General features: G+C 41.4%; 22 protein-coding genes and 1 riboswitch. Of the genes, 18 read left to right on the top strand and 4 right to left on the bottom strand.

The genetic code is table 11. From position 1 onward, the window contains the following. Positions 1-9: 9 nt before the first annotated feature. The 7 genes from PGP85_RS09815 (at position 10) to PGP85_RS09785 (ending at position 8,630) form a co-directional block, all read left to right on the top strand. The gene (locus tag PGP85_RS09815; protein WP_010742711.1) at positions 10-690 is read left to right on the top strand and encodes a metal ABC transporter ATP-binding protein; all 681 of its coding nucleotides are present in this window, start codon (positions 10-12) and stop codon (positions 688-690) included. Continuing rightward, a complete protein-coding gene (locus tag PGP85_RS09810) occupies positions 663-1,493 on the top strand; it encodes a metal ABC transporter permease (RefSeq protein WP_010742712.1) in 831 nt (276 codons plus the stop codon). The genes PGP85_RS09815 and PGP85_RS09810 overlap by 28 nt, the downstream gene beginning before the upstream one ends. A 343-nt stretch (positions 1,494-1,836) precedes the next feature. Beyond that, a complete protein-coding gene (gene purR, locus PGP85_RS09805) occupies positions 1,837-2,655 on the top strand; it encodes a pur operon repressor (protein WP_090408647.1) in 819 nt (272 codons plus the stop codon). A 203-nt stretch (positions 2,656-2,858) separates the two neighbouring features. Further along, on the top strand, positions 2,859-4,226 hold the full coding sequence (gene glmU / locus PGP85_RS09800; protein ID WP_010742714.1) for a bifunctional UDP-N-acetylglucosamine diphosphorylase/glucosamine-1-phosphate N-acetyltransferase GlmU: 1,368 nt from the start codon (positions 2,859-2,861) through the stop codon (positions 4,224-4,226). 97 nt (positions 4,227-4,323) lie between these two features. Then, on the top strand, positions 4,324-5,295 hold the full coding sequence (locus PGP85_RS09795) for a ribose-phosphate diphosphokinase (RefSeq protein WP_010742715.1): 972 nt from the start codon (positions 4,324-4,326) through the stop codon (positions 5,293-5,295). A gap of 184 nt (positions 5,296-5,479) precedes the next feature. Continuing rightward, positions 5,480-7,906 carry a hypothetical protein gene (locus PGP85_RS09790; protein WP_270327320.1) on the top strand — a complete coding sequence of 809 codons (2,427 nt, stop codon included), beginning with the start codon at positions 5,480-5,482 and terminating at the stop codon, positions 7,904-7,906. A 4-nt stretch (positions 7,907-7,910) separates the two neighbouring features. Further along, positions 7,911-8,630: an ABC transporter ATP-binding protein gene (locus PGP85_RS09785; protein ID WP_270327319.1), complete on the top strand. Its 720-nt coding sequence runs from the start codon at positions 7,911-7,913 to the stop codon at positions 8,628-8,630. A gap of 846 nt (positions 8,631-9,476) precedes the next feature. On the opposite strand, the gene PGP85_RS09780 is transcribed toward PGP85_RS09785, so the two are convergent. Further along, positions 9,477-10,979, bottom strand: a complete 1,503-nt coding sequence (locus tag PGP85_RS09780) for a helix-turn-helix domain-containing protein (RefSeq protein ID WP_270327317.1) — start codon at positions 10,977-10,979, stop codon at positions 9,477-9,479. Between the two features lie 170 nt (positions 10,980-11,149). Between PGP85_RS09780 and PGP85_RS09775 the strand changes: the two genes are divergently transcribed. Further along, positions 11,150-11,755 (top strand): TMEM175 family protein, encoded by a 606-nt coding sequence (locus PGP85_RS09775; RefSeq protein WP_010742719.1) that lies wholly within the window; start codon positions 11,150-11,152, stop codon positions 11,753-11,755. A 38-nt stretch (positions 11,756-11,793) separates the two neighbouring features. Here the strand turns inward: PGP85_RS09775 and PGP85_RS09770 are convergent, their stop codons facing one another. Beyond that, complete coding sequence (locus tag PGP85_RS09770; protein ID WP_010742720.1) at positions 11,794-12,537, bottom strand: amino acid ABC transporter ATP-binding protein; 744 nt, start codon at positions 12,535-12,537, stop codon at positions 11,794-11,796. A 38-nt stretch (positions 12,538-12,575) separates the two neighbouring features. Then, positions 12,576-14,174, bottom strand: coding sequence for an ABC transporter permease subunit (locus tag PGP85_RS09765; protein ID WP_010742721.1), 1,599 nt, complete (start codon positions 14,172-14,174; stop codon positions 12,576-12,578). A gap of 126 nt (positions 14,175-14,300) precedes the next feature. Continuing rightward, a riboswitch (Lysine riboswitch) is annotated at positions 14,301-14,474 on the bottom strand. 369 nt (positions 14,475-14,843) lie between these two features. On the opposite strand from PGP85_RS09765, the gene PGP85_RS09760 reads away from it, so the two are divergent. The 8 genes from PGP85_RS09760 (at position 14,844) to PGP85_RS09725 (ending at position 22,681) form a co-directional block, all read left to right on the top strand. Further along, positions 14,844-16,874, top strand: coding sequence for a BglG family transcription antiterminator (locus PGP85_RS09760; protein WP_251865304.1), 2,031 nt, complete (start codon positions 14,844-14,846; stop codon positions 16,872-16,874). Then, positions 16,874-17,155, top strand: coding sequence for a PTS sugar transporter subunit IIB (locus tag PGP85_RS09755; protein WP_010742723.1), 282 nt, complete (start codon positions 16,874-16,876; stop codon positions 17,153-17,155). The genes PGP85_RS09760 and PGP85_RS09755 overlap by 1 nt, the downstream gene beginning before the upstream one ends. A 90-nt stretch (positions 17,156-17,245) precedes the next feature. Next, positions 17,246-18,610: a PTS ascorbate transporter subunit IIC gene (locus PGP85_RS09750; protein ID WP_010742724.1), complete on the top strand. Its 1,365-nt coding sequence runs from the start codon at positions 17,246-17,248 to the stop codon at positions 18,608-18,610. 15 nt (positions 18,611-18,625) lie between these two features. Further along, the gene (locus tag PGP85_RS09745) at positions 18,626-19,468 is read left to right on the top strand and encodes a transketolase (RefSeq protein WP_090407648.1); all 843 of its coding nucleotides are present in this window, start codon (positions 18,626-18,628) and stop codon (positions 19,466-19,468) included. A 1-nt stretch (position 19,469) separates the two neighbouring features. Beyond that, positions 19,470-20,420: a transketolase family protein gene (locus PGP85_RS09740; RefSeq protein ID WP_010742727.1), complete on the top strand. Its 951-nt coding sequence runs from the start codon at positions 19,470-19,472 to the stop codon at positions 20,418-20,420. An 84-nt stretch (positions 20,421-20,504) separates the two neighbouring features. Continuing rightward, positions 20,505-21,203: an NAD-dependent protein deacylase gene (locus PGP85_RS09735; RefSeq protein ID WP_270327314.1), complete on the top strand. Its 699-nt coding sequence runs from the start codon at positions 20,505-20,507 to the stop codon at positions 21,201-21,203. A gap of 112 nt (positions 21,204-21,315) precedes the next feature. Then, positions 21,316-22,149: a chorismate mutase gene (locus tag PGP85_RS09730; protein WP_010742729.1), complete on the top strand. Its 834-nt coding sequence runs from the start codon at positions 21,316-21,318 to the stop codon at positions 22,147-22,149. 1 nt (position 22,150) lies between these two features. Beyond that, complete coding sequence (locus tag PGP85_RS09725) at positions 22,151-22,681, top strand: transcription repressor NadR (RefSeq protein ID WP_010742730.1); 531 nt, start codon at positions 22,151-22,153, stop codon at positions 22,679-22,681. A gap of 13 nt (positions 22,682-22,694) precedes the next feature. Here the strand turns inward: PGP85_RS09725 and def are convergent, their stop codons facing one another. Further along, a complete protein-coding gene (def, locus tag PGP85_RS09720; RefSeq protein WP_010742731.1) occupies positions 22,695-23,258 on the bottom strand; it encodes a peptide deformylase in 564 nt (187 codons plus the stop codon). A gap of 266 nt (positions 23,259-23,524) precedes the next feature. On the opposite strand from def, the gene rpsO reads away from it, so the two are divergent. Further along, positions 23,525-23,794 carry a 30S ribosomal protein S15 gene (rpsO, locus tag PGP85_RS09715; RefSeq protein ID WP_010742732.1) on the top strand — a complete coding sequence of 90 codons (270 nt, stop codon included), beginning with the start codon at positions 23,525-23,527 and terminating at the stop codon, positions 23,792-23,794. Between the two features lie 274 nt (positions 23,795-24,068). After that, entirely contained in the window at positions 24,069-26,198 is a 2,130-nt protein-coding gene (gene pnp / locus PGP85_RS09710) for a polyribonucleotide nucleotidyltransferase (protein ID WP_010742733.1), read from the top strand. Positions 26,199-26,344: the final 146 nt, after the last annotated feature.

The following is a 26,344-nucleotide window of genomic DNA, read 5'->3' as shown; positions in this document are numbered from 1 at the left end:
TGAGAAAAAATGTCGTATATCGAAGTGGAAGATCTCTCGTTCTATTATGACAATGAACCAGTCTTGGAGAATGTGTCTTATCATGTGGACCCAGGCGAGTTTGTCATTTTGACAGGAGAAAATGGTGCCGCAAAATCGACATTGATCAAAGCGACATTAGGGTTATTAAAACCCAGCAGCGGAAAAGTGACGATCGCGAAAAAAAATGCTCAGGGTCAAAAATTGAGCATTGGCTATATTCCACAACAGGTCTCGTCATTTAACGCAGGATTTCCCAGCACAGTCTTGGAATTGGTGGAATCTGGCCGTTATCCGCAAGGAAAATGGTTCAAAAAACTATCCGAGCGTGATCATGAACATGTGAAAAAAGCGTTGGAATCAGTAGATATGTGGAATATGCGTCATAAAAAAGTGGGCGAATTATCCGGTGGACAAAAACAACGGATCAGCTTGGCCCGTTTATTTGCTAAGGACCCGGATCTATTGATTCTGGATGAGCCAACAACCGGGATGGACGAAAAATCCCGCAACGATTTTTATGAATTGTTACGACATAGTGCTCATGCCCATGGAAAAAGTATTTTAATGATCACACACGATCACGAGGATACGCAAAAATACATTGATCGCCATATTCGATTGGTGCGAAAGGAGAATTCAAAATGGCGTTGCTTTCATATGAGTTCATGAGACGGGCCTTCCTAGCTGCGATCTTTATTGCCGGAATTGCGCCGATGCTGGGTGTTTTTCTAGTCATTCGTCGGCAGTCTTTGATGGCGGACACCTTGTCTCATGTTTCGTTGGCCGGTGTAGCGTTAGGATTCTTCTTAAACTTAAATCCCACAGCCACGACACTGCTAGTAGTGGTCATTGCTGCGATCATCATGGAATACCTGCAAAACATGTACAGCTCCTATTCAGAAATATCGATCGCGATCTTAATGGCGGCAGGTTTGGCAATTGCTTTGGTGTTAATGAGTTTGGCACCAGGAAGCTCAGCGGTCAGTATCCAATCCTATTTATTTGGTTCGATCGTGACGATTACGTGGCAGCAGGTTGTCTTCCTAGGCGTTCTCTTTGTACTAGTCGGCATCTTATTCTTGCTATTTAAACGTCCGATGTATGTGCTGACCTTTGATGAAGATATTGCGGCGGTAGATAATCTGCCTGTCCGTATGATGTCAATGATCTTTAATATCGTTACAGGTGTAGCGATTGCAATAATGATCCCGATCGCAGGGGCTTTGTTGATTTCAGCGATTATGGTATTGCCGGCTGCAATCGGCATGCGTGTAGGAAAAAGCTTTAACTTGGTCATCTTGATCAGTGTCCTTGTTGGATTTGTCGGGATGATCGGCGGATTAACAGGATCCTATTATTTAGACACGCCGCCAGGAGCCACGATTACTCTAGGATTCATTTTATTGTTCCTAGTAATCAATGGCATTCGTCAATTGCGGTTCTTGGTTCAGCGAAAACAGTTGCAAAAATAGAGGAAAGCGAAAGCTTTTCCTCTTTTTTTGTGGAATAATTAATAAATTCCGAACTTTTCGACTTTAAAACGAGAAAATGCTCGAATTTTATTGGCTAAACCCTTATAATGGGAAACGATAAATCAGAATAGGCTTATCATGCGCTTTTTCTTTCTGAAACAGCGGGATGATACGCGTTGAGAATCAGAATTATTTTTCTCGGAGAAAAACAGTTTGACTAAAATGAACTAGGCGGCCAGTTTTATGTTGGGCTTTGGTCCATTAATCGGAAGCTCTACGGATTTGACATCAAATTTTTTTCAGCGAGGAAAAAATACATTAAATTGAAATAGGAGTGAATTACGTGAAAGTGCGTCGAAGTGAACGATTAATCGACATGACACAATACTTGTTGGATCATCCACATGACCTGATCCCATTGACTTTTTTTGCGGCTCGATACGGTTCGGCAAAATCTTCGATCAGTGAAGATTTAGCAATTGTTAAAAAGACCTTCAAAGAACGAGGAACAGGGTTCTTAGAAACAATACCAGGTGCTGCCGGAGGAGTTGTTTTTACACCGAGCATTACGGATGAAGAGGCGCAAGAATATATCGGATCTTTGGCTGAACGTTTGTCGGAAGAAGATCGTTTATTGCCGGGTGGGTATGTATACTTATCTGATATGTTGGGTCAGCCTGACTTATTACGTAAAGTGGGTCGAATTATTGCGGCTCAATATTTGGATAAAAAAGTGGATGCAGTCATGACAGTCGCAACGAAAGGCGTGCCGATTGCTCAAGCAGTTTCTTATTATTTGAATGCGCCGTTCGTTATCGTTCGCCGGGATTCAAAAATCACGGAGGGCTCTACAGTCAGCGTGAATTATGTTTCCGGTTCTTCTGAACGCATCGAAAAAATGGAGCTGTCAAAACGCAGCTTGAAGCGTGGTTCGAGAGTTTTGATCGTGGATGACTTCATGAAAGGCGGCGGAACCGTCAACGGCATGAAGAGCTTGATCGAGGAGTTCGAGGCTGAACTTGTCGGAATCACTGTCTTTGCGGAATCTAAGTTCAAAGGTGAACGCGCGATCGATGATTACAATTCATTACTATTTGTTCAAGACGTAGATACTAGTACGAAAACCATCTCGGTCGTACCAGGTAATTGCTTCGATAAATAGAAAACAAAATGCTAGACTGTTAAAACGCTCTCCTTTTTTGGAGAGCGTCTGACGAGCTAGTATTTTTTGCGTCAGGCTAGTAAAATAGTATAGTGGCAGAAATTAAAAAAACGATATCCTCACTATTGAAGGATATACACGTTGAGCATTAGTTTCATTTTTTTAAAATTGAATACATTAAAACGAAATAGGAGTGACTTCTTTTGGAAAATCGTTATGCGATTATTTTAGCAGCGGGTAAGGGAACTCGCATGAAATCAAAATTATACAAAGTTCTGCATCCAGTGGCGGGAAAGCCGATGGTGGAGCACATTATCGAACGCGTGGTTGAAACGCAGCCAGCGGATATCGTAACGATTGTGGGACATGGCGCAGAAATGGTTAAGGAGCAATTAGGCGATCGCAGTCAATATGTCTTGCAGGCCGAACAATTGGGAACTGGCCACGCGGTTATGCAGGCAGCGGATTTTTTAAAGGGAAAAAAGGGAACAACACTTGTCATTAGTGGGGATACACCGTTACTTACGACCCAAACGTTGAACAATTTATTCGATTACCATCAAGGGAAAAAAGCGAGTGCGACGATTCTGACTGCTCATGCTGACGATCCAACAGGCTATGGCCGTATTTTACGTGACCACGTAGGCATTGTTGAAAAAATCGTGGAGCAAAAAGATGCGACGCTGGAAGAAGCCCGGACGCAAGAGATTAATACAGGAACCTATTGCTTCGATAATGAACAATTATTTGCGGCATTAGAAAAAATCGGTACGAACAATGCTCAGGGTGAGTATTATTTGACCGACATCGTTGAGATTTTGAAAAATGACGGACAAACAGTTGCCGCATACCAAACGGATGATTTTGAAGAATCATTGGGTGTGAATGATCGGATCGCTTTGGCTCATGCCAATGAAATCATGCGTCACCGTATCAATAAACAGCATATGGTTAACGGCGTTACCTTTATTGACCCAGCAACGACGTATATTGACGCAGGTATTGAGATCGGTTCAGACACGATCATTGAACCTGGCGTGCAGATCCAAGGCAAGACTGTGATCGGTTCTGATTGTATTATCGGAGCGCACTCAAAAATCGTTGACAGCATTGTTGAGGACAAGGTAGAAATCAAAGCGTCTGTCTTAGAACAATGTATCGTGCGCAAAAATGCGGATGTTGGTCCGAATGCACACTTGCGTCCGCAAGCGGATATCGGTGAAAATGCGCATATCGGAAATTATGTAGAGGTCAAAAAAGCAACGATTGGTGAAAACACCAAGGTTGGTCATTTAACGTATGTTGGCGATGCGACACTTGGAAAAGACATCAACGTCGGCTGCGGCGTTGTCTTTGTCAATTATGACGGCAAGAACAAGCACCATACGAATGTTGGCGATCATGTCTTCATCGGGTCGGGTACAAATATCATTGCCCCTGTTAATATCGCTGACAATACGGTAACAGCAGCTGGTTCGACGATCACAGATGATATCGCGGAAGGTGATATGGCGATTGCTCGTGCGCGTCAAGTGAACAAAACAGGTTATGCGAATCGTTTGCCATTTTAAGGAAAATCTCTTGATTTCTTAAAAGGAAATGACTAGTATTTTATTTGAAATGGTATATAATCGGTAACGTATGTTTAAAAAGAAAGTGGAGGTCCCCATGTCGAAACATTATTTTGATCCAAGATTGAAAATTTTTGCTTTGAATTCAAATCGTCCCCTAGCTGAAAAAATCGCTGAAGAAGTCGGTGTTGAACTAGGAAAAAGTTCAGTGACCCAATTTAGTGATGGTGAAATTCAAGTAAACATTGAAGAAAGTATTCGTGGCTGTCATGTCTATGTCGTTCAGTCTACAAGTAGTCCGGTAAATGATAATCTGATGGAATTGTTGATTATGATCGATGCCTTGAAACGTGCGAGTGCAAAAACAATCAACGTCGTAATGCCTTATTATGGTTATGCTCGTCAAGACCGTAAAGCACGTGCACGGGAACCAATTACTGCTAAACTTGTTGCTAACATGATCGAAAAAGCTGGCGCAACACGTCTATTGACTTTAGATCTACATGCTTCTCAAATCCAAGGATTCTTTGATATCCCTGTGGATCATTTAATGGGTGCACCATTAATTGCTGATTACTTCCTAGAAAAAGAAATCTGCGGCGACGACGTTGTAGTTGTCTCACCTGACCATGGTGGTGTAACACGCGCCCGTAAATTAGCCGAGTTCTTGAAAGCACCAATCGCGATCATCGACAAACGTCGTCCAAAAGCGAATGTTGCCGAAGTAATGAACATCATCGGAAAAGTTGATGGAAAAACGTGTGTCATTATCGATGATATGATCGACACAGCGGGTACGATCACTTTAGCTGCGAATGCATTAAAAGAAGCTGGTGCAGAAAAAGTTTATGCTTCATGTACTCATCCTGTATTATCAGGTCCAGCGATGCAACGGATCCAAGATTCAGCGATTGAACATTTAGTCGTAACAGATTCAATCTACTTATCTGATGAACGTAAAATCGATAAGATCGACGAAATCAGTGTTGGTGAATTAATGGGTGATGCGATCAAACGTATCCACGAAAATAAACCAGTCAGCCCATTGTTCGAAACGCATAAAAAATAAACTATCTATACAACTAGGTACTCGCTGAGAGTGCCTAGTTTTTTTCATCTATAAATAATTTTCGGATGGATGACCAATCATTTTGGAAGATATTTTAGCTTATCAAAGAATTTTGAACAAACGCTTTCACGCGGGACAGCTTCTGATATGATACTAATTAGAAGATAGTAATGGGGAGGGCGTCATGCAGAAACGAATGGATCGAATTTCCATGGTAGCCGGCTATGGAATTTTATTAATTGCTTTATTTTTAAAAATAGTTGGTGGGGAAAATCGACGCTTCAGTTTGATTGAAGTCTGGGTTCGCAGCCTTATCAGTGGAGATTTCCTGCATTTTTGGCGTACAGAATTTTCTTCTGGGATCGGTGTTTTAGTAGGAACGGGAATATTTCTGTTGTTAGTACTGATCTATGTTCTCGATGCACTGCTGATAACCCGGCATCGACAGGTGAGTTTTCTACAATCGGCTAAGTCAGCATGGCTGTACTTCACGATGTTTTTTTACTTTATTTTTATTCAGTTTTACTCCAGCAGTATGTGGTTGGTTTTAATTCTTATCATAGGTGCTCTGGAATTTCTGTTGAATCGATATTTGGAAGATAAAATTGAGCGTGATCGAAAATATGCGGAGTCGCAAAAAATTGAAAAAACTTATACTGAAGATCGGAAAAGACGGCTGGCCTTTCCAGGGAAATACCCACCTGCGTTTCACCAGGTGATTCGTAAAAACTTTCGTTTCTATCGGAAAAATTATTTTTTATTGATTTTTGCTAATGCACTGGCATTCTTCGTTTTAAGTATTCTGATTTTTACCTATCATACGTTTAGTGGGACGCATACGCAGGATGCGATTTTTGACAAGACCGGACTTTTGCGGATTTTTATCGAATCAGGTGGCGTTCTTTTGCTACTGCTATTATTATTTCTATCATTTATGGATGGTCTATATGTCGATTTTAAAGCGAAACATATGGAGCTGTTTATTCAATTAGGTATTCGAAAAAATACGTTTCTAACGATGTTGTTGGAGGAATTTAGTTTTTGTGCGTTAGCGGGGATTCTGCTTGGAGGACTAGCGGGTCTAATAATCGTCAGAGAACCATCCAGTTTTGGTTGGGCATTGCTGTTGTACACAGGGCTGGTCATTCTTGCGATGGCCTTTCATCAAGAAAAAATCTTGCGTTTGATCCAATTCCAGCCGCGGAAGCAAGCCAAGGCGGATCGGCCAAGACAGCGTTGGACGCCCATCTTATTATTAGTAGGGGGTCTTTCACTAGCAATCACTTTTTGGTGGTTCCAGCGCCGGAAATCAGCGGAGACATTATTAGTAGTTGGGGCATTAGTCGCTGCTTTGTGGGGCTTGTTTTTAGGAGGCGGTGGTCTTTATGTGAAGCGCAATCGGGGAAAGCTTGGCATCTTACTTTCTCGCAATGACTTATTCTATCGTTTCCATAAAAGTATTAACGTATTGTTATTAGCAACACTTTTGCAGGTTTTAGTAGTGGGCTTCTTTTTACCGCGATTCGTGACTTTTCAACTGACTTCAGTCGATGATCAATTTCCTTATGGAGTCGTTGCGAAAGTGAAGCAGCCAGAAGTTTCTCAAACTGAAACGATTTTGAATAAGGAAAAGGCTTCGTGGAAAAAATACCCATTCGTCCCTGTAACGTCAGTCGATGGTGATCCTGAATGGGAAGTTTACGGAACCGCTCGACCAGTCATGTTTATTCAAGGACAGCATATCGGGATTTCTGAAACGACGTATCAACAATTACGCCAGGCGAATAAACTAGAGCCTCATCCACTGAATTTGAAAAAGGATCAATGGCATGTGGTCTATCAACAGGCAATCAGTATCCGGGGACAACCGATCGATTGGGACCCGCAAAGTTCACGACCGCGATTAAGAATCGGGACACCATTAGAGAGCTACAATACGGCGAATGTCGATATGATCTATCCAATGCGTCATATTAAGAGTCAAGAACGCTTGATATTGACCGGGATGTTTCAGCGGGGGCTGCAAGAAAATATTTTGGTCTTTACGGATCAGGAATTTGCGGAGCAGACGAAAAAAGAACATCCCAATCAATTGTTTTTGATAAACAGCGATAAGAAAATCGTCCCTTCACTGAATTTTTTGAAGCAAAAATATGTGGCGGATAAACGATGGGATTCGACGATTGAACCAGTGTATGAAAAGACGCAGCGTAAAAATAATGTCATCACCGAAAATCATCTGCAGGTCCTGCTGCTAATATTCACCTTAATTATCTGTATTTTTATGAGTGTCGGCTTATTAGTAGCGAAGTTTGAGAGCGAACAGACCAGTTTGATTGCACGCCGAAAACTACTGGATCAATTAGGCATGCGGCAAAAAGAACAGCGCGGTGTGCTGAAACAACAAGTCGGATTCTTTATCGTTTTGCCAATCGTCGCAGGTTTGATACTAAGCTGTGGATTTATTGGAATCATGGGTGCGCTGCGCTTTTTCTCAATACAGGAATGGCTGCAATTTGGACGCGTCTTTTTGTTGGATTACAGTGTGTACTTATTAGGTTGGGGAATCATTGCCAGCTTGATATATCGTAGAATCGAAAAATGGAGGTAAACAAATGGAGTCAGTCATCAAAGCCACGGCAATTACAAAAAAATATGCGCAACAAGAAGTCTTAAAAGGAATTGATATTGCGATTGCTCCAGGAGATTTCACTTGTATCATGGGGCGTTCCGGGTGCGGCAAAACGACGTTGCTGAAGATTCTGGGACTGATGCATCCGCCAACTGCGGGAGAGATTTTTTTCGAAGATAAACTGACCCACGAGCTTTTTCCAGATGAAATCTCGGATATTCGAAGACGAAAAATCGGATTTGTTTTTCAGGATTTTAATTTGATGGAGAGTATTACCGTGGGGGAGAATATTCTTTTGCCGGCAATTTTAGACAAGCAGGATCCCGCCGAGGCTGAGGAAAAGATGAAGCCATTTTTTCAAGTGCTGCGGATTGAACATCTTTTGGACAAGCTGCCTCATGAATTATCTGTAGGTGAAAAGCAACGTGCCGCGATTTGTCGTGCATTGATAAATGCGCCAGAGATTATTTTAGCCGATGAACCAACTGGGAATTTAGATAGCAACGCAGGCGCGGAAGTGATTAAAATTTTCCAGCGGATCAATCAAGAGCTGGGAATCACCATCGTAATGATTACCCATGACAGCAAAGTGGCCCAGGCCGCCAAAGAGGTCATCTTCTTAAAGGATGGACAAATCTATGACCGTTTAGTAAATGTCATTGGTTCTGAGGCCCAAATCGCAGAAAAAATGCTGGAAGTCTAATTGATAGATGAGAAAAAGGAACGCATCGGAAAATCGGTGCGTTCCTTTTTATAGCTAAGAGGATTGCAGTATCTGCTATGCCGAAGTTCGAACAGATAAATTTTTCCAAAAAAAGAGCTCATCGGTGGGTGGCCGATGAGCAAAGGAGTTAAAAAATGAAAAAGTGTTAGGGTTGTTTGTTGGTATGCTTATATAATAGCAAGTAGTTGTGAAAAAAGTGTGAATGAAGATTGTTCGAAAATTAAAAATTCTATAAAGAAACTGAAACTAAATTAAGTTGGGATATAAATTATTTTATTTATAAAAAAAAGGAGCTCATCGGTGGGTGGCCGATGAGCAAAGGAGTTAAAAAATGAAAAAGTGTTAGGGTTGTTTGTTGGTATACATATATAATAGCAAGTAGTTGTGAAAAAAGTGTGAACGATGATTGTTCGAACATTAAAATATTTGTAAAGAAATTGGGATTTAATTATTTGGACAAATATATTATTTTTATTTTCTATAAAAAAGAGCTCACCGGTGGGTAGCCGATGAGCAAAGGAGTTAAAAAATGAAAAAGTGTTAGGGTTGTTTGTTGGTATGTATGTATAATAGCAACGAGTTATGAATAAAATGTGATGAAAGGTTAGAGAAACCATTAATTTTAAAAAAAATAAATCTCACTAACATATATTTACGAAAAGAATATTTAATTTCGTTCGAAAGAAACTGAAAAATTACATCCGTTCTCTATTAGACAGGTCAAATATGATACTCGAAAACTAAAAATGGGTTTTCTTTGTCGATTTCTATAAGGAACCGTTCAAAAATAAAAAATGACCGAAGCATTGCGCTTCGGTCATCGTTTTATTCATAAACACGATTTTTCTTGTCGTAAATATTACGTAATTCCAAGTACAGTGGAACAAGTTCGTTTTTCGTGTAAGGAAAGTCCAATTGATACAAAGGAATATTTGGTTTCTCTTTTTTCAACAATGAAGAAGAACTGATGATCAAGTCATAATCATCCTTCAATGAGATGTCGTAAGGTTCCGCGTCAATGAAGCGCAGATCTTCCAAGAAACGATACAAGTCACGGACAAAGATAGCGTTGTGTTCCAACGCGATTCCGACCTTCAAATTATGCGCATATGGGAACTGGTTGAAGTAAGGCAGCAGCAACCGTTTGAACGCCCGTGTGATCATTGGGTGGACAGAGCCGACGAAGCTGTATGACGGATTGTCTTTAGCCATTTGCATAAAGTTTTGAATGTTTTGGAATAAAATATATTCGCCGCGTGTTTGTTTTTCATTTGGATCCATCACCAATTCGATGATGCTTGGAAATGGCTGACGGAAAATAAAGTAGCCAAAGGTAATGTTTAACATATTGGCAACGACTAATGGATCATCCATTATATCCGGGCGATCAGGGAACAACGCTTTTTTCGCGAAATTTCTGAACTCTGTGACAAAATCGTTGACTGGATTTGGTCGAGCATCAAAGTCATGAATCGTTTGTTTCATACTTTGATCGTCACGAATGGTATAGAACGGTGAATAGTGAGCTAAGAAATAGATAAAGCTCGATTCACCTTTTAATTGACGTGTTGTCATTGGGACATCCACTAATTCGCGTAACGAAGTAAAATCGTAATACGGATTGTCCTTCATCAAGAAATTATAACGCGGATCGTATTTGACAAACTTTTTGTTATTAACACGAATTAAATTGATACATGTAAATAATTTGATCTCTTGTGAACCAAAGTAGGTCCGTGACAAAGGGAAATAGTCTTTGTACGTGTCAATAAGTTGACTCAATTGATGCTGATCAACATCCAAAGGACATTCGATTCCGCGAGTTCCCAGCCATAAAAGATCAAATAGTGCCAATCGGATCAAGCGTTCATCCCCAGACATCCCAGCTTCGGTATATGTAAAGCGGATATTGAAGCGTTTTAAATGTCTCTTCAATTTATCGATTTTACGTGAAACGGTGGAACGACTCACAAAATATTTTTCACAAAAATGCTCAATAGTTGGATTTTCTTCATTTAAGAAGTATAACATGAATTGGAAAGGTACCGCCTGCTGCAATAAGTGGTAACGATACTCATCAACAGTAGCGTTAAGATTTTCCAGATTCACCTTGCCGGCACGCATCATAAGTGTTTCGTGATTCGGTCGAATTTCTGCCAATTCTTGATCTATTTCATTTAGTTCAATGACACTTTGTTGGTAGTTTAAATCTAAATCTTCTGACAATTGGTTGATTGCTAGAACTTGTTTAGTCGATTGGTTTAAATATTTAAAAATATTAAAACGTAAGAGGAGTGACGCGTCAAACATAAGTTCCTCATATAACATCTGTATTCCTCCTTTATTAAATTAGGTCATTAATCTGAATTTTTTTAAGTATATTTCTTCTATATTGTACTTTATTTACATAAAACTGTCAGTTATTAACCAATAAAAAGTGAGTAAAATTATATAGGGAAAAGCAATTATCATGCTATTCTAAGAAAGAAGGTGAGAAAATGACAAAGTCACGTTTAGAGGCATTTACCGATGGTGTTGTTGCGATCGTTTTAACAGTTCTCATATTGGATATTCAGATACCAGACGCGCCAACACTGGCTTCATTATTAAGTATAACGAATACGCTCTTCGCGTATATCGTTAGTTTTATTTTTGTCGCGGTGATCTGGGTAAACCACCATCGAATGATGCAGATGGCAGAAAAAATAAATTATCGTGTGATTTGGGCAAATATTTTTTGGTTATTTTGGCTAACTCTATGTCCCGCTGTAACGAGTTGGGTGGGGCGGAATCCTAACCAGTTTTGGCCTGAATTTTCTTATGTACTGATTTATACAATGTGGAGTTTTTCGTATGGTATTTTATCGAAGCAATTGAGCAAAGCGAATGACCCAGACAGCCATGTAGTAAAAGTTTTAGATCGGGATCAACGAAGCAGATTATCAATGGTGATCAATCTGGTCGTTCTGGCCGGTGTATTTATTTTTCCACCGATTGGAATTTTAGGCCGGTTCTTAGTTTCTGGAATCTGGGTCGTTTCCTATCGCAAAGCGGATCAATACTATCAAAAAATAATTGGCAAAAAAAACCGCGGCAGAAGCTGAAATCTTCTGCCGCGATTTTTTGTTTTTCAAGTTCTGTTTTAAGGTTCTGGATGCAGTACTCGGTGTAGAAATTCTTTGGTTCGAGCTTCTTTTGGATTTCCAAAAATATCTTCGGGTGATCCTTCTTCAGCAATGACGCCCTGATCCATGAAGATCACGCGATCGGAGACTTCTTTGGCGAAGGCCATTTCGTGAGTTACGATGACCATCGTCAAACCGCTCTCGGCTAATTTTTTCATGATCCGCAGTACGTCTCCGACCATTTCAGGATCGAGAGCAGAGGTCGGTTCATCGAACAACATGACTTCCGGGTCCATCGACAATGCGCGAGCGATTGCTACCCGTTGTTTTTGTCCACCGGAAAGCTGTGCTGGTTTCGCATCGATAAAACGATCCATGCCGACCTTTTCCAAATTTTCAATCGCGATTTTTTTCGCTTCTTCTTCTTTACGACCTAGGACGGTCACTTGTCCGCTCATACAGTTTTGCAAGACGTTCATATTATTAAATAAGTTGAAGGATTGAAACACCATTCCTAAGTGGGTGCGGTATTTTGGCAAATTATAACCTGGAGCTAAAACATTCTCTCCTTGATACATGATTTTTCCATCTGTTGGAGTCTCTAATAAATTGATGCAGCGCAGAAAAGTTGATTTCCCCGAGCCAGATGCACCGATGATGGTTACAACTTCTCCTTTGTTGACGTTCATACTGATATCTTTTAAGACGAGATTGTCGCCGAAACTTTTTTTCAAACGTTCAATTTCAATGATACTGTTCATAATAATCCTCCCTATTTCATTCGAATACTGCTAACTGACTATTTGTCTTCTCCAACCGCTACTTCTACATCGTCTAAACGAACATAGGCAGAAGGACCGTCCATTTTCTTCTCAACGACTCGCAAGATACGTGTCGCGGTAAAGGTCAAGACGAAGTAAATGACACAAATAATGAAGTACGTCTGGAAGAACATGTAGTTCGTTCCGGCTGCTGATTTCCCTTGGAAGAACAATTCAGAAACAGAGATGATACTCAATACGGAAGTATCTTTAATATTGATGACTAATTCATTCCCGGTGGCCGGCAAGATGTTACGCAAAACTTGCGGCAGGACTACTTTGCGCATCGTTTGTCCATGTGTCATCCCAATCGCATGAGCGGCTTCAAACTGTCCTTGGTCGACAGCGAAAATCCCGCCGCGGACGATTTCGGACATATAAGCACCGGTATTAATAGAAACGATGAACAAGGCAGCTGCGGTTCGGTTCAAATCGATTCCGAAGGCCATTGCGATACCGTAATAAATTACGGCAGATTGAACGATCATCGGTGTGCCGCGGAAAACTTCAATGTAGATATTCAGCAACCAACCGAAAACTTTTTGCAGCCCGCGTTTAGCACTATTGTCTGATTCAGGCAAGGTGCGGAAAACACCGACTAGTAAACCAATCAAGGTACCGACAGTCGTGCCGACAATTGCAAGCAGCAAGGTCACACCAGTCCCGCGTAGGAACATCGAACCGTTTTGTTTCAAGATACGAACAAAGACATTTTCTTTTTTACCAGAAGCGCTTTGTGTCTCATCTGTCGCCGGTTGATCCTTGATCGCTTTGTCCATGATTTTGACGCGTTCATCTTGTGAGATGCCTGCTAAAGTTTGATTGACTTGGGCCATATCAGAATCGCCTTTGCGCATCCCAACTGAGACTTGAACATCTTCAGGGTTAGTTTGAAACCCATTTGCTTTATCAAATTCGACCATTTTCAGATCAGAGTTAACACTTTCAGCTGTTACCCCTTCAGGTCGTTCGCTGACGTAACCATCGATTGTACCGGATTCCAAAGCAACTCGCATTGCCGGAAAATTATCCATGGCTTCCTGTTTATTTACGTCAGGGATCTGAGGGATAACATCATAATGGAAAGTACTCAATTGCGCGGTAATCTTCGCGCCAGCAAAATCTTTAATCGAAGTAGCTTTTGCATATTTTGTATCCTTACGAGTAACGATAACAAGTTGTGATTCATAATACGGATCAGAGAAATCGACTTCTTTGCGACGTTCGGCTGTTGGGGACATCCCCGCAATAATGGCATCGATTTTGCCAGATTGAAGAGCGGGCAATAAGCCGTCCCATTCGGTTTTGACAACCACTAATTTACGGTTCATTTTATCAGCGATTTTTTTCGCCATCTGAACATCGTAACCACCAGCATATGCTTTGTCGCCTTGAATTCGAACGGCGCCGTTACGGTCATCTTTTTGGGTCCAGTTGAAAGGGGCGTAGCCTGCTTCCATGCCGACCCGCAGTTCTCCCTCCGGTGTTTTTTCGTCTGCCCGCGTGATTAACGGGGCTCCTAAAAATGAAATAAATAATGCGATGAGTGCGATAACTGAAAATCTTCTTCTATTCATAATTTCTCCCTTTCTTGAAATGACGAGATTGGGTAAGGGGTGTTTTTGAAAAATCTGCAACAAAAAAAGCCGCCGATTTGTGTATAAGGCCGCTTGCAGATAATAAGAAGATGGTGTTCCCTCTCACAAAAACATAGCGCAACTTAGCATCACTGCTAAGACAGTCCGCAAGTTATTTGCTTGCGTCCCAACATACAAAATAAAGAGAATTCTGTACATTTCGGCGAAACTTCCTAGACCTATTTCATCGTGTCTCTGCACTCCATAGGGTTAATAAGGTTCGCGACCTCTACCTCATTGATTTGAGGCATCTCGTATTCAGTTATTATGTTTCACAGTCTAAAGCCTACAAATGAAAAAGTCAATGGAAATCATTTGGAACGAACAAAAATAATGGGTGAAATTTTTAATCTGCATAGATTTGATTGTTCAAAAAGACAAAAAAATGAAAAAAAAGCTCTTTCTTTGAGAAAAACCACTTTCTTTTCATTTTGACTAAAAGAATTCAACTGAAAAATTGAAGGCTCAATGATACGATTAAGTATTACATAAATAAACAAAAAAGTGCTTCGGTACAATCAAAAGAATTTTTCAAACGTAAATTGTACTGAAGAATGATCGATAATAAAACGGTTACACCCTATACTTTAGTCAGGAGGTGAGGAGAAAGTGAATTACAAGATGAGCTATCTCCTATCCAACAATTTTAATTGTTACGTAACATTAAAAGAAGCAATTCAACAAACGGGTTTGTCTGCCAATGAGCTCGCGACTCAATTAGCAGAGTTAGATTTGACCGTTGAGACAATTGCTGGCACAGAAGAGCAGCGCGTGTTCATCGCACCGATAGCGACTGAACAATGGACGCGAAAGCTCGTAAATGAAACACGAGATTACTTTGTTTACTCCGAGGAGCAGCGGCAAGCGTTGATTTACTTGTTGAGCTATTCCACTTTCGAAGAATTGTCACTGTTTCATTTTCAAGATTTTTTGGAAATCTCAAAAGGGACAGCGATCGCCGACGTGAAAAAACTGCGCAGCTATCTGGCTACGCAACAGATTGAACTGGTTTATTCCAGAAAGCAAGGCTTTTTCCTGAATGGAGCGGAGTTGGAGATTCGGCGTGTTGCTCAAAATTTTGTCGCACAGCTTTTACAAGACACGACTGGAAAGTTTAGTTTGTTTAATTGGTTGAATCACTATGATCTGACTTTATACGCGCAGGTTCGTGATGGCATCCAAGAACAAACCAGTGTCTTGGGACTAACAATCGTACCGAGCCGAATCGATGAGGTCAGCTTATTGATTGGTTTATCTTACAAGCGGATCAAAGAAACCCAGTTGAAAAATTTGTCTGAAATGACCGTTTTGGAATCACTGACAGCCTACCAGGCCAGCGAGCTGTTCCTTCAAGAGGTTTTCAATGAAAGGAATCCGTATGAAGTGGGTTACATGACGATCGCATTGATGACGATCGTGCAAGGCGAGATTCGGGATCTGCAATTAGATTTTCTGCTGAGCTGTTCCGCTGAAATCATTCATCGAATGGAAAATTACTCCGCGATTCAATTCTCCAATTTTCGCGAATTGCTGATGAACTTGTTTTATCATCTTGTCCCGGCCTATTTTCGAATTCGTTTTGGCTTTTACCTGCCGAATGTTTTGATCGAAAATATTCAAATGGATTATCCGGAAATTTTCGATTTCACTAAAGAAGCACTGTATCCATTGGAAAAAGTTGTCGGGCGGAAGATTCCTATCGAAGAAGTCGGCTTCTTTTCGATCCTCTTTGGCGGAGCGATCACGAATCAAAAGGCGGAAGCCGCAGATAAAGATGTACGAGCGTTGATCGTCTGTCCCAGCGGAATCAGCTCATCGTTGATTTTACAGACTGAACTGAAAAAAATGTTCTCGACGATTCGTTTTCAAGAAGCCAGTTCCGTGGATCAATTGCAAAATGTTTCGGAAGAAAATTACGATGTTGTTTTTTCGACTATCCCTTTGGAGAGTAAAAAACGAGTCTATCTCGTCAAACCGTTGATGTCGCAATTAGAAAAAAATCAATTGATCAATCAAGTCCAGGAAGAATTGCTTGTCCCCGGTTTTTCCATGCCCAGTGCCGAAGAAATTCTCAAAGCATTGAGCCCTCATATCGAGTTGAAAAGTGGAGTAACCAAGGAAAAACTATATAAAGTGTTGAACAAGAAAATGAATCGACTAATTGAGCAGAAGGAGGACAATCGTCCAATGCTAACAGAACTTATTACCCCGGAAATGATCCAAATCTGCGATGAGGTCGCTGATTGGGAAACGGCGATTCGTACGGCTGCCAAGCCACTAGTGGCCAGCCGAAAAATCGAAGATCGATATGCAGATGCTATGATCGAAAAAGTAAAACAATATGGGCCTTTTATCCATATCGGTAAAGGCATCGCTTTGCCGCATGCCCGGCCAGAAGATGGGGTAAAGGCATTAGGAATGTCGCTATTAAAAGTAGAAAACCCAGTCTTATTACTGGATGATGAAAAGCATGCGGTTCAATTATTCGTTTGCTTAGCTGCGGTTGATAACGAGGCGCATTTACGAGCGCTATCCAGCCTGACAAAATTATTATCCAATAAAGAAAATTTGGATGATCTATTAGCGGCAACAACTAAAGAAGAAATCACAACTATTTTAACTAGAGGAGAGAATAAATGATGAAATTTGCAGCAGTGTGCGGATCAGGATTAGGATCAAGTTTTATGGTAGAAATGAACATCAATAGCGTTTTACAAGAGTTGGGTGTCACTGATGTCGAAGTTGCTCATTACGATATGGGAAGCGCGACGCCAGACCTTGCAGATGTCTTTTTTGTAGGGACCGATCTAGCAGACAGTGCGCAGCATTTAGGAGAAGTTGTCGTGTTAGACAGCATCATTGATCTGGATGAATTAAAAACCAAGGTACAGGCCGTTTGCGAAGAAAAAGGCTTGCTCTAATTAAACGGAATGATACTACAGGTGATGTGACGAGCAGTCAATTTTCTTTTTTGAAAATGAGTACTTTAAAAGGAAACAGGAGGAATACAAATGAATGGGATTTTAGACATATTAATCGATATCGCAAGTACACCAGCACTATTAGTAGCACTGATTGCTATTTTAGGAAATCTTTTGCAGAAGAAGGATACCGCGTCAATCGTTAAGGGCGGAATTAAAACGTTTGTCGGTTTCTTAGTTGTGACCGCTGGGGCTGGTGTAGTCGAAGGGGCATTGGCACCCTTTGGCGAGATGTTCCAAGCAGCCTTCAATATGCAAGGTGTCGTACCGAATAACGAAGCGATCGTTGCACTAGCGTTAACGAAATATGGTACCTATACAGCACTTATTATGTTAGTCGGAATGGCTTTTAATATTTTGATCGCTCGCTTCACACGCTTTAAATATATCTATTTAACAGGACACGCAACGTTGTATATGTCTTGTATGATCGGTGTAATTTTGAGCGTAACAAAAATGGGATCCGTTCCTTTGGTCCTTTTCGGCGGATTGGCATTAGGAATCGCCAATACGATCTTCCCGGCAGTTGCTCAGCCCTTTACGAAGCAGATTACTAAAAATGATACCGTCGCTTTGGGTCATACGGGGAACTTTGGTTATGCCTTGAGTGGGCTGATCGGAAAATATGTTGGTAATAAAGAAAAATCGACCGAAGATATTAATTTCCCGAAAGGCTTGTCATTTTTACGTGACTCAACTGTAAGTATCACGATTACGATGGCGATCGTTTATGTAGTCGTTGCTCTATTTGCAGGGAATTCTTATGTTTCAACCAATTTGAGTGACGGAACAAACTATATTATTTACTCCTTGCAGCAGGCTGGATCATTTGCGGCCGGAGTATTCGTTATCCTAGCTGGGGTTCGTTTGATCTTGGCGGAAATCGTCCCAGCCTTCAAAGGGATTTCAGAGAAGCTGGTCCCGAATTCAGTTCCTGCCTTGGACTGCCCAATCGTGTTTCCATATGCGCCGAATGCGGTATTGATTGGTTTCCTTACAAGCTTTGTCGGCGGGATTGTAAGTCTGGTGATTATGGTGCTTACGGGTACGACAGTTATCATCCCTGGCGTGGTCCCTCATTTCTTCTGCGGCGCAACCGCCGGAGTTTATGGAAATGCGACTGGTGGATTACGCGGTGCGGTGGTTGGTTCCTTTGTTCATGGGGTAATTATCAGCTTTATGCCGATTCTTTTAATGCCTGTCATGGGTGATTTAGGGTTCCAAGGATCGACCTTCTCGGATACTGACTATGGGGTTGTCGGCATCTTCTTAGGAAACTTAGCGAATGCTGGCGGACAGATCGCAGTTATTTCAGGGATCGTTGCTGTGTTAGCAGTACTGGTTGGCTTGACCGTATTAGGAAAAAACAAAAAATCAAAGGCTGTCTCAGAATAAGAGGAGAAAAACAAAATGGATAGAGAGTTAATAGCAGAGTTAGAAAATCTAGCGGCAAAAATTCGTATCAACAGTATTGAAGCAATTCGCAAAGTTGGTTCGGGACATATTGGCGGCTCGCTTTCTATCGCGGATTTGCTGGCGGTGCTGTATGGCAAACAAATGATTTATGATCCAAAGAATCCGCAATGGGAAAAGCGAGATCGCTTAGTATTATCAAAAGGGCATGCAGGCCCCGCGTTATACAGCGCATTGTCAGCGGTAGGCTTCTTTGATGAAGAATGGTTGTGGACTTTGAATGAAGGCGGCACAAACTTGCCTTCACATCCGGATCGCATAAAAACGCCGGGTGTTGACGCCACCACGGGTTCTTTAGGACAAGGAACATCGTTGGCAGCCGGTATCGCAACCGGTTTGAACATGCAGGGCAGTGAGAATTACGTTTATTTGATCGTCGGCGATGGGGAATTGAATGAAGGACAGTGCTGGGAAGCTTTTCAGTATCTCGCCCACTTTAAGTTGAACCGCTGTATCGTGATTATTGACGAAAATAAAAAACAATTAGATGGAACGACACAAGATATTTTAAATCCTTTTGATATTGAAGAGAAAATGCGGGCTTTCGGGTTTGTCACACATAAAGTTAAGGGTGACGATCTTATCGCCATCGATCAAGCCATCGAAGATTGCAAAAAAATTGAAGATCAGGCTGTTTGCATTGTTTTAGATACCATCAAAGGACAGGGTGTAAAATTCTTTGAGGAGATGGACGCCAATCATTCAGTGAAGTTTGCTAGTGAAGCTGTTCAAATCGCTACAAACCAAGCCCTAGAGGAACTAAGAAAGGGGCGTGCGTAACATGTTTACCTTGGCAGATAATCATGAAATCGGAAAAGAATTACGAGCGACCGTGGTTGATGCACTGAAAGATGTGATGGCAAATGATCCAAAAGTTGTCGCTCTAGATGCAGATCTTGGCGGTGCAAGTAAATGGACAGATATTGCGGAAAATACACCAGACCGTTTTATCAATGTAGGGATTGCGGAAGCGAACATGGTTGGTGTAGCCGCTGGCCTGAGCTTGACTGGTTACACACCTTTCATTCATACTTTTGGTCCATTTGCGACACGGCGGGTGTTAGATCAGATTTATCTTTCCGGAGCTTACGGGGAGAATACCCTCAATATCTTTGGTTCTGATCCCGGTTTTGCGGCTGGGCATAACGGCGGGACGCATACTACTTGGGAAGATATCGCGTTGCTGCGTTCGATTCCAGAGGTAGTAATCTGTGATGCGGCAGACGAGATACAGATGGATTGGATTATCAAAGAATTTGCGAAATTAAAAGGGGTACACTATGTTCGCGGTAATCGAAAGGGTGTAAAAAATGTTTATGCACCGGGCTCAGCTTTTGAAATTGGTAAAGGAAATCTGCTGTGTGAAGGGCAAGATTACTTGATAGTGGCTGCCGGACAGCTTGTCTCCGAGGCATTAGAGGTTGCGGAAAAGCTAGAGGCTGAAGGCAATTCAATGGATGTGATCGATATGTTTACTATTAAACCTCTGGACAAAGAGTTGCTGCTGGAACGTTTTATTGGAAAGAAAGCCGTTATTACGATTGAAAATCATTCGATTACGGGCGGTTTAGGCAGCGCTGTAGCCGAGGTTCTAGCGGATAATGGATTGGCGATACCGTTGACACGAATCGGTGTCAACGAACGCTTCGGTCAAGTTGGGACACCTGATTTTCTACAAACGGCGTTTGGCCTAACCACCGAAAAAATTTTAGAACAGTTAAAAAGTAGATAAAAATAGTTCCCTAAGTCGTTTGACTGGGGAACTATTTTTATTTTACCGCGCATTTATACTATACTAATCCTTGAGGTGACAGAAATGGAAATCACAATCGATCAAGCGGTAAAAATGATTCAGCAAAGTAAAAAAATCACATTTTTGACGGGAGCAGGTGTCTCGACGCCTTCTGGAGTGCCGGATTATCGTTCGTTACAAGGTGTTTATCATGGGCTGGAAGCGCCCGAGTATTTGTTGAGTAATGAATGCTTGATTCACGAACCAGAGAAATTTTACCAATTTGTCAAACACTTATATCACGAGAAAGCTCGACCAAATATTATTCATCAGGCAATGGCTCAGATGGAAAAAACAAAAGATGTCTGGGTAGTTTCGCAAAATATTGATGGACTGCACGCGGCGGCTGGAAGTCAGCACTTAGTGAATTTCCATGGCTCGCTTTATGATTGCTATTGTCGCAAGTGCCATCAATCAGTGGATTGGTCGGAGTATTTACAAAGTGCTCAGCATGAAGATTGCGGGGGACAAATCCGACCAAACATTGTTTTGTATGGTGAGGGATTTGAAGAGGCTGTGATTCAACAGGCGATTGCGGCTGTTAGAAACGCGGAACTTGTAGTGATCGTGGGCACAAGCTTCCAAGTTCACCCATTTTGTGATTTAATTTATGAAAAAAGCAGAGACACGAATGTATTAGTGATCAATCAAACACCGATCCAACTAACCGGGGAGTATAGTTTTGTCCAAACGAATGGAACAACGGTCTTTGAAAAAGTGTAAACTGTTCGTTGGCTGGCAGAGTTAGGTGGGAAATTGGTTATTCTAGTTTGTTGAATAGGATGCAACTCAAAAAAAGAATGAATGTTTTTAATAGATATTAGGAGGAAAATGTGTGGAATTAACGGAGAAGGAAAAAATGATCGCCGGAAAATTATATTTCTCCGGCGACCCTGAATTAGTGGCAGATCGAAAAGACGCTCGTATTAAATTGCGCGGGATTAACCAAGAGACTGATAAGAAAAAACGGGAAGAGCTTGTAAAGCAAACGTTTGGCAGGACTAAAAATCGGGTATATGTAGAGCCGACGATCTCTTTTGATTATGGCTATAATATTTTTGTAGGAGAAAATTTCTATTGTAATTTCCACAATGTCTTTTTGGACATTTGTCCAATTACCATTGGAGATAATTGTTTGTTTGGGCCGAATGTCCAACTATATACAGCAAGCCATCCATTAGAGCCAGGAAAGCGGAACAGCGGACAAGAGTTGGGCAAACCGATCACGATCGGCAACAATGTCTGGATTGGCGGGTCTTCGGTAGTGATTCCCGGTGTAACACTAGGTGATAATGTGGTCGTTGCTGCTGGTGCAGTGGTGACGAAATCTTTTCCAGCGAATGTCGTAGTAGGTGGAAATCCCGCTCAGATCATCAAAACGATTGAAGAGGAATCGGACAAAGATGCACTGACTCAAGCGCGGGAAAAAATCGATCACATCGATCGTGAAATAATTGCATTGTTAGAAAAACGAATGTCGGCGGTTAGTGAAGTCACAGCTTATAAAGCGCAAACGAAAAAAGCTGTTTTGGATACCTCTCGTGAGGAGACAGTCTTGGCAAACGTTGCCGATTTAGTGAAAGATGAGAATTATCGTGAAACGATTGTTGAGACATTTAAGGATATTATGAAACAGTCAAGAAAATATCAAGAAGGGCGGTTAGAATAGTATGGTTGATGGCGACAGACGCAAGGCACAGATTTTAGAAGCGTTGCAGCAAGCAGAAAAACCCATCAGTGCCACGAGCTTTGCTAAAGAATTTAGTGTAAGCCGTCAGATTGTGGTCGGGGATGTGGCCCTTTTGAGAGCCGCAGGAGAAAATATTATTGCGACTGCTCGCGGCTATTTATTGGAACGCGAGTCGGAAAAATTGATCAGTAAGCTCGCGGTACAGCATAGTCCCGAACAGACCGAAGATGAATTGCGTACAATCGTTGAACATGGCGGTGAAGTTATCGATGTAGTGGTAGAACATCCTTTATATGGTGAATTAGTCGGCGGATTGCATTTGGCATCACAACAAGACGTTTCGGACTTCATTGAAGAGGCCGATAGATTGCAGGTGACACTTTTGTCCGAATTAACTGCGGGGATTCATCTGCACACGATTGCCTACGAAACACTGGAGGATCTAACAGAGATCAAAGCGGCGCTTTCGGAAAAAGGAATTTTATATGAAGAAAAACACCATTCAGCCTGAATGGTGTTTTCGTTTATTCAATGACTAAGACACCGTCTTTCAATTGCAACGGATTCTTTTCGTCAATATGATCATAGAACATGATACCGTTAATGTGGTCGATCTCATGCTGTACTACGATGGCGTTATAATTTTTCAAACGAATCTTATGCTTTTCGCCTTCTGCGTCAAAATAAGAAACGGTAATTCTTGCAGCGCGAACGACGTAACCAGGTACTTCGCGATCAACTGAAAGGCAGCCTTCACCTTCGCCTAGACAAGCTTCTTGGACCGAGTGGCTCAAGACTTTAGGATTGTACATTACGGTGCTGATACCGCTCTCCGGTTTTTCTGGATCGACGCTTGGAACATGGACCGCGATGATCCGTTTTGAGACATCTAATTGGGGAGCCGCCAAGCCGACACCGCCGCGTAACTGTAATTCTTCTGCTTTTTCAGGGTCTTGACTATTTTTAAGAAATTGCAACATTTCTTTTCCAAGTTCCACGTCTTCAGCAGTTGGAGGAATCGGGACTTCTTTGGCAACAGCCCGTAATGTCGGATGGCCTTCCCGAATTATATCATCCATAGTGATCATTAAAAAATCTCCTCTCAATACTGTATTTCATCACGTTAGTTTAACACAAAAAGTAAGTAAGGTAAAAAAACTGTCTTCAATAATAGTGTTCCTTAAAAAGATTGTAATGATTCTAAAAGATTGGCTTAAATTGTTGTACAGCTTGATTTTTTAGAACAAATAAAGTAAAGTGTTAGAGTGTGCATAGCGCACCACCTATCACTTGGTTAGGCGATTCACCAACGCTTTACTCAGTCATAGGAAGAAAAAAGGAAGAGGTGAAAACCATGGCATTATCAAAAGAACGTAAAAACGAAATCATCAATGACTTTGCTCGCCATGAAGGAGATACTGGTTCTCCAGAAGTACAGATCGCTGTATTAACGGAAGAAATCAATCAACTAAATGAGCATGCACGTGTCCACAAAAAAGACCACCATTCATACCGCGGTCTAATGAAAAAAGTTGGTCATCGTCGTAACTTGTTAGCTTACTTACGTAAGAACGAAGTACAACGTTACCGTGAATTAATCCAACGTCTAGGACTACGTCGTTAATTCGTACTACTATTAAAAGTGAGGTTCCTAGGAATCTCACTTTTTTTGCTAGTTATACTTTTTGTTTTGAATTTTTACGATAGAAAATTCATATAGTATAAATGAATCAGCCTGATGATTTTAATTCAGTAATCATCTGAGCCAAGCTCAGATAAAATAAAAAAACCTTTGATTGGCGTGTTGTCACTCTACTAACCAAATGCAAGAAGCGAATGATTTCGCTGTTTTCATTTGTTTAGTAGCGTCGCACTGGTCAAAGGGAAAAGGAGAAATTATGTCAGAAAAACAAGTTTTCAAAACCACTTGGGGCGGACGCCCTCTGCAAGTTGAAATCGGTCAGCTTGCCAAACAAGCCAATGGCGCAGTCTTAGTTCGCTATGGCGATACAGTCGTATTAAGTGCGGCGGTTGCCTCAAAAGAAGCGAAGGATACGAACTTTTTCCCATTAACAATTAATTACGAAGAAAAAATGTATGCAGTGGGTAAAATCCCTGGCGGCTTTATCAAACGTGAAGGTCGTCCAAGTACAGATGCGACATTAACTGCACGTTTAATTGACCGTCCAATTCGTCCTATGTTTGCGGATGGTTTCCGTAATGAAGTTCAAGTAACAAACGTTGTAATGAGTGTAGAACAAGATTGTTCACCAGCGATGGCAGCGATGTTTGGTTCTTCATTAGCGTTAGCTATCTCGGATGTTCCATTTGACGGACCTATCGCAGGTGTTGACGTAGGTCGTGTGAATGGCGAATACGTGTTGAATCCTACTGTGGAACAACATGCAGAATCAGATATCGATTTAACGGTTGCCGGAACTAAGCAAGCTATCAACATGGTAGAATCTGGTGCAAAAGAAGTTTCTGAAGAAGATATGCTAGGCGCATTGCTGTTTGGTTTCGAAGCAATCAAAGAAATGGTCGCTTTCCAATCTGAAATCGTTGCGGCAGTCGGTAAAGAAAAAATGGAAATTTCTTTATTACAAGTGGACGCTGAATTGAAAAAAGAAATCTTCGACAGCTATTATTCAACAATGAAAACAGCTGTAATGACGATGGATAAATTAGATCGCGAAGATGAAATCGAAAAGGTTAAAGAAACCGTTAAAGAAGTTTACGCTGAAAAATTTGCAAATGTTGAAACAGAAGATTTAGTTCAAATTACTAAAGAAGTAAAACAAATTGCAGAAGATCTTGAAAAAGATGTGGTTCGTGAGTTAATCACGATCGACAAAATTCGTCCTGATGGCCGTCAATTAGACGAAATTCGTCCATTGGCTGCTGAAACAGGTCTATTGCCGCGGGTTCACGGTTCTGGTCTATTCACTCGGGGACAAACGCAAGCATTGTCTGCTTGTACATTGGCTCCTTTAGGCGAACATCAAATTATTGATGGTTTGGGATCAGTTGAAAGCAAACGATTCATCCATCATTACAATTTTCCGCAATTCTCAGTTGGTTCAACAGGTCGTGCGGGCTCACCAGGTCGTCGTGAAATCGGTCATGGTGCATTAGGGGAACGTGCTTTAGCTCAAATTATCCCAAGCGAAGAAGATTTTCCTTACACAATTCGTCTAGTAGCGGAAGTGTTGGAATCAAATGGTTCTTCTTCCCAAGCAAGTATTTGTGCTGGAACATTGGCTTTGATGGATGCTGGGGTACCAATTAAAGCACCAGTTGCCGGGATCGCAATGGGACTTGTTTCTGATGGTGAAAACTATACGATCTTAACAGATATCCAAGGGCTAGAAGATCACCTTGGCGACATGGACTTTAAAGTTGCTGGAACAAAAGATGGGATCACTGCACTTCAAATGGATATCAAGATTCAAGGGATCACTGAACAAATCCTTTCTGAAGCATTGGTTCAAGCGAAAAAAGCCCGGATGGAAATCCTTGAAGTCTTAACAGATACAATTGCTGCACCACGTGAAGAATTAAGCCCATACGCACCGAAGATTGAAATGATCCAAATCGATCCAGATAAGATCAAGACAGTTATCGGTAAAGGCGGCGACACAATCAATGGAATCATTGATGAAACTGGCGTGAAGATCGATATCGATCAAGACGGCAATGTCAGCATCGCTTCATCTGACGCAGACATGATCAAGAAAGCCATCAAGATCATTGAAGAATTGACCAAAGAAGTCAAAGTCGGCGAAGTTTACTTAGGTAAAGTCGTTCGAGTTGAAAAATTTGGTGCTTTTGTAAACTTGATCAAGGGCAAAGACGCATTGGTTCATATTTCACAACTTGCCAACGAACGTGTCAATAAAGTTGAAGACGTTGTAAAAATGGGTGATGAAGTCTTAGTTAAGGTTACAGAAATCGATCGTCAAGGTCGTGTGAACGCTTCTCGTAAAGCTATGCTGAAAGAAGAAGAAAGCAAAAAAGAAGAAAAATAGTTTCTATTTTGAGGGTATTCTTTGACAATTCTCTTTGAAAACTGGATAATACGGTTAAGTTTTAGGGGAGTAGCGACATAGAGTAAACTCTATGCTTTTAGATCAACAACTAGTGCTCAGCGCTGGTCTAAGAGATAATTTGCAAG

Source organism: Enterococcus malodoratus, assembly GCF_027659535.1.
GTDB lineage: Bacteria > Bacillota > Bacilli > Lactobacillales > Enterococcaceae > Enterococcus_A > Enterococcus_A malodoratus.
This window is presented reverse-complemented; position numbering and strand designations above follow the sequence as displayed.

Coding starts and splice junctions, on each gene's coding strand:
- PGP85_RS09815 (WP_010742711.1), top strand. CDS start 10: ATGTCGTATATCGAAGTGGAAGATCTCTCGTTCTATTATGACAATGAA.
- PGP85_RS09810 (WP_010742712.1), top strand. CDS start 663: ATGGCGTTGCTTTCATATGAGTTCATGAGACGGGCCTTCCTAGCTGCG.
- PGP85_RS09795 (WP_010742715.1), top strand. CDS start 4,324: ATGTCGAAACATTATTTTGATCCAAGATTGAAAATTTTTGCTTTGAAT.
- PGP85_RS09790 (WP_270327320.1), top strand. CDS start 5,480: ATGCAGAAACGAATGGATCGAATTTCCATGGTAGCCGGCTATGGAATT.
- PGP85_RS09785 (WP_270327319.1), top strand. CDS start 7,911: ATGGAGTCAGTCATCAAAGCCACGGCAATTACAAAAAAATATGCGCAA.
- PGP85_RS09780 (WP_270327317.1), bottom strand. CDS start 10,979: ATGTTATATGAGGAACTTATGTTTGACGCGTCACTCCTCTTACGTTTT.
- PGP85_RS09775 (WP_010742719.1), top strand. CDS start 11,150: ATGACAAAGTCACGTTTAGAGGCATTTACCGATGGTGTTGTTGCGATC.
- PGP85_RS09770 (WP_010742720.1), bottom strand. CDS start 12,537: ATGAACAGTATCATTGAAATTGAACGTTTGAAAAAAAGTTTCGGCGAC.
- PGP85_RS09765 (WP_010742721.1), bottom strand. CDS start 14,174: ATGAATAGAAGAAGATTTTCAGTTATCGCACTCATCGCATTATTTATT.
- PGP85_RS09755 (WP_010742723.1), top strand. CDS start 16,874: ATGAAATTTGCAGCAGTGTGCGGATCAGGATTAGGATCAAGTTTTATG.
- PGP85_RS09750 (WP_010742724.1), top strand. CDS start 17,246: ATGAATGGGATTTTAGACATATTAATCGATATCGCAAGTACACCAGCA.
- PGP85_RS09745 (WP_090407648.1), top strand. CDS start 18,626: ATGGATAGAGAGTTAATAGCAGAGTTAGAAAATCTAGCGGCAAAAATT.
- PGP85_RS09740 (WP_010742727.1), top strand. CDS start 19,470: ATGTTTACCTTGGCAGATAATCATGAAATCGGAAAAGAATTACGAGCG.
- PGP85_RS09735 (WP_270327314.1), top strand. CDS start 20,505: ATGGAAATCACAATCGATCAAGCGGTAAAAATGATTCAGCAAAGTAAA.
- PGP85_RS09725 (WP_010742730.1), top strand. CDS start 22,151: ATGGTTGATGGCGACAGACGCAAGGCACAGATTTTAGAAGCGTTGCAG.
- def (WP_010742731.1), bottom strand. CDS start 23,258: ATGATCACTATGGATGATATAATTCGGGAAGGCCATCCGACATTACGG.
- rpsO (WP_010742732.1), top strand. CDS start 23,525: ATGGCATTATCAAAAGAACGTAAAAACGAAATCATCAATGACTTTGCT.
- pnp (WP_010742733.1), top strand. CDS start 24,069: ATGTCAGAAAAACAAGTTTTCAAAACCACTTGGGGCGGACGCCCTCTG.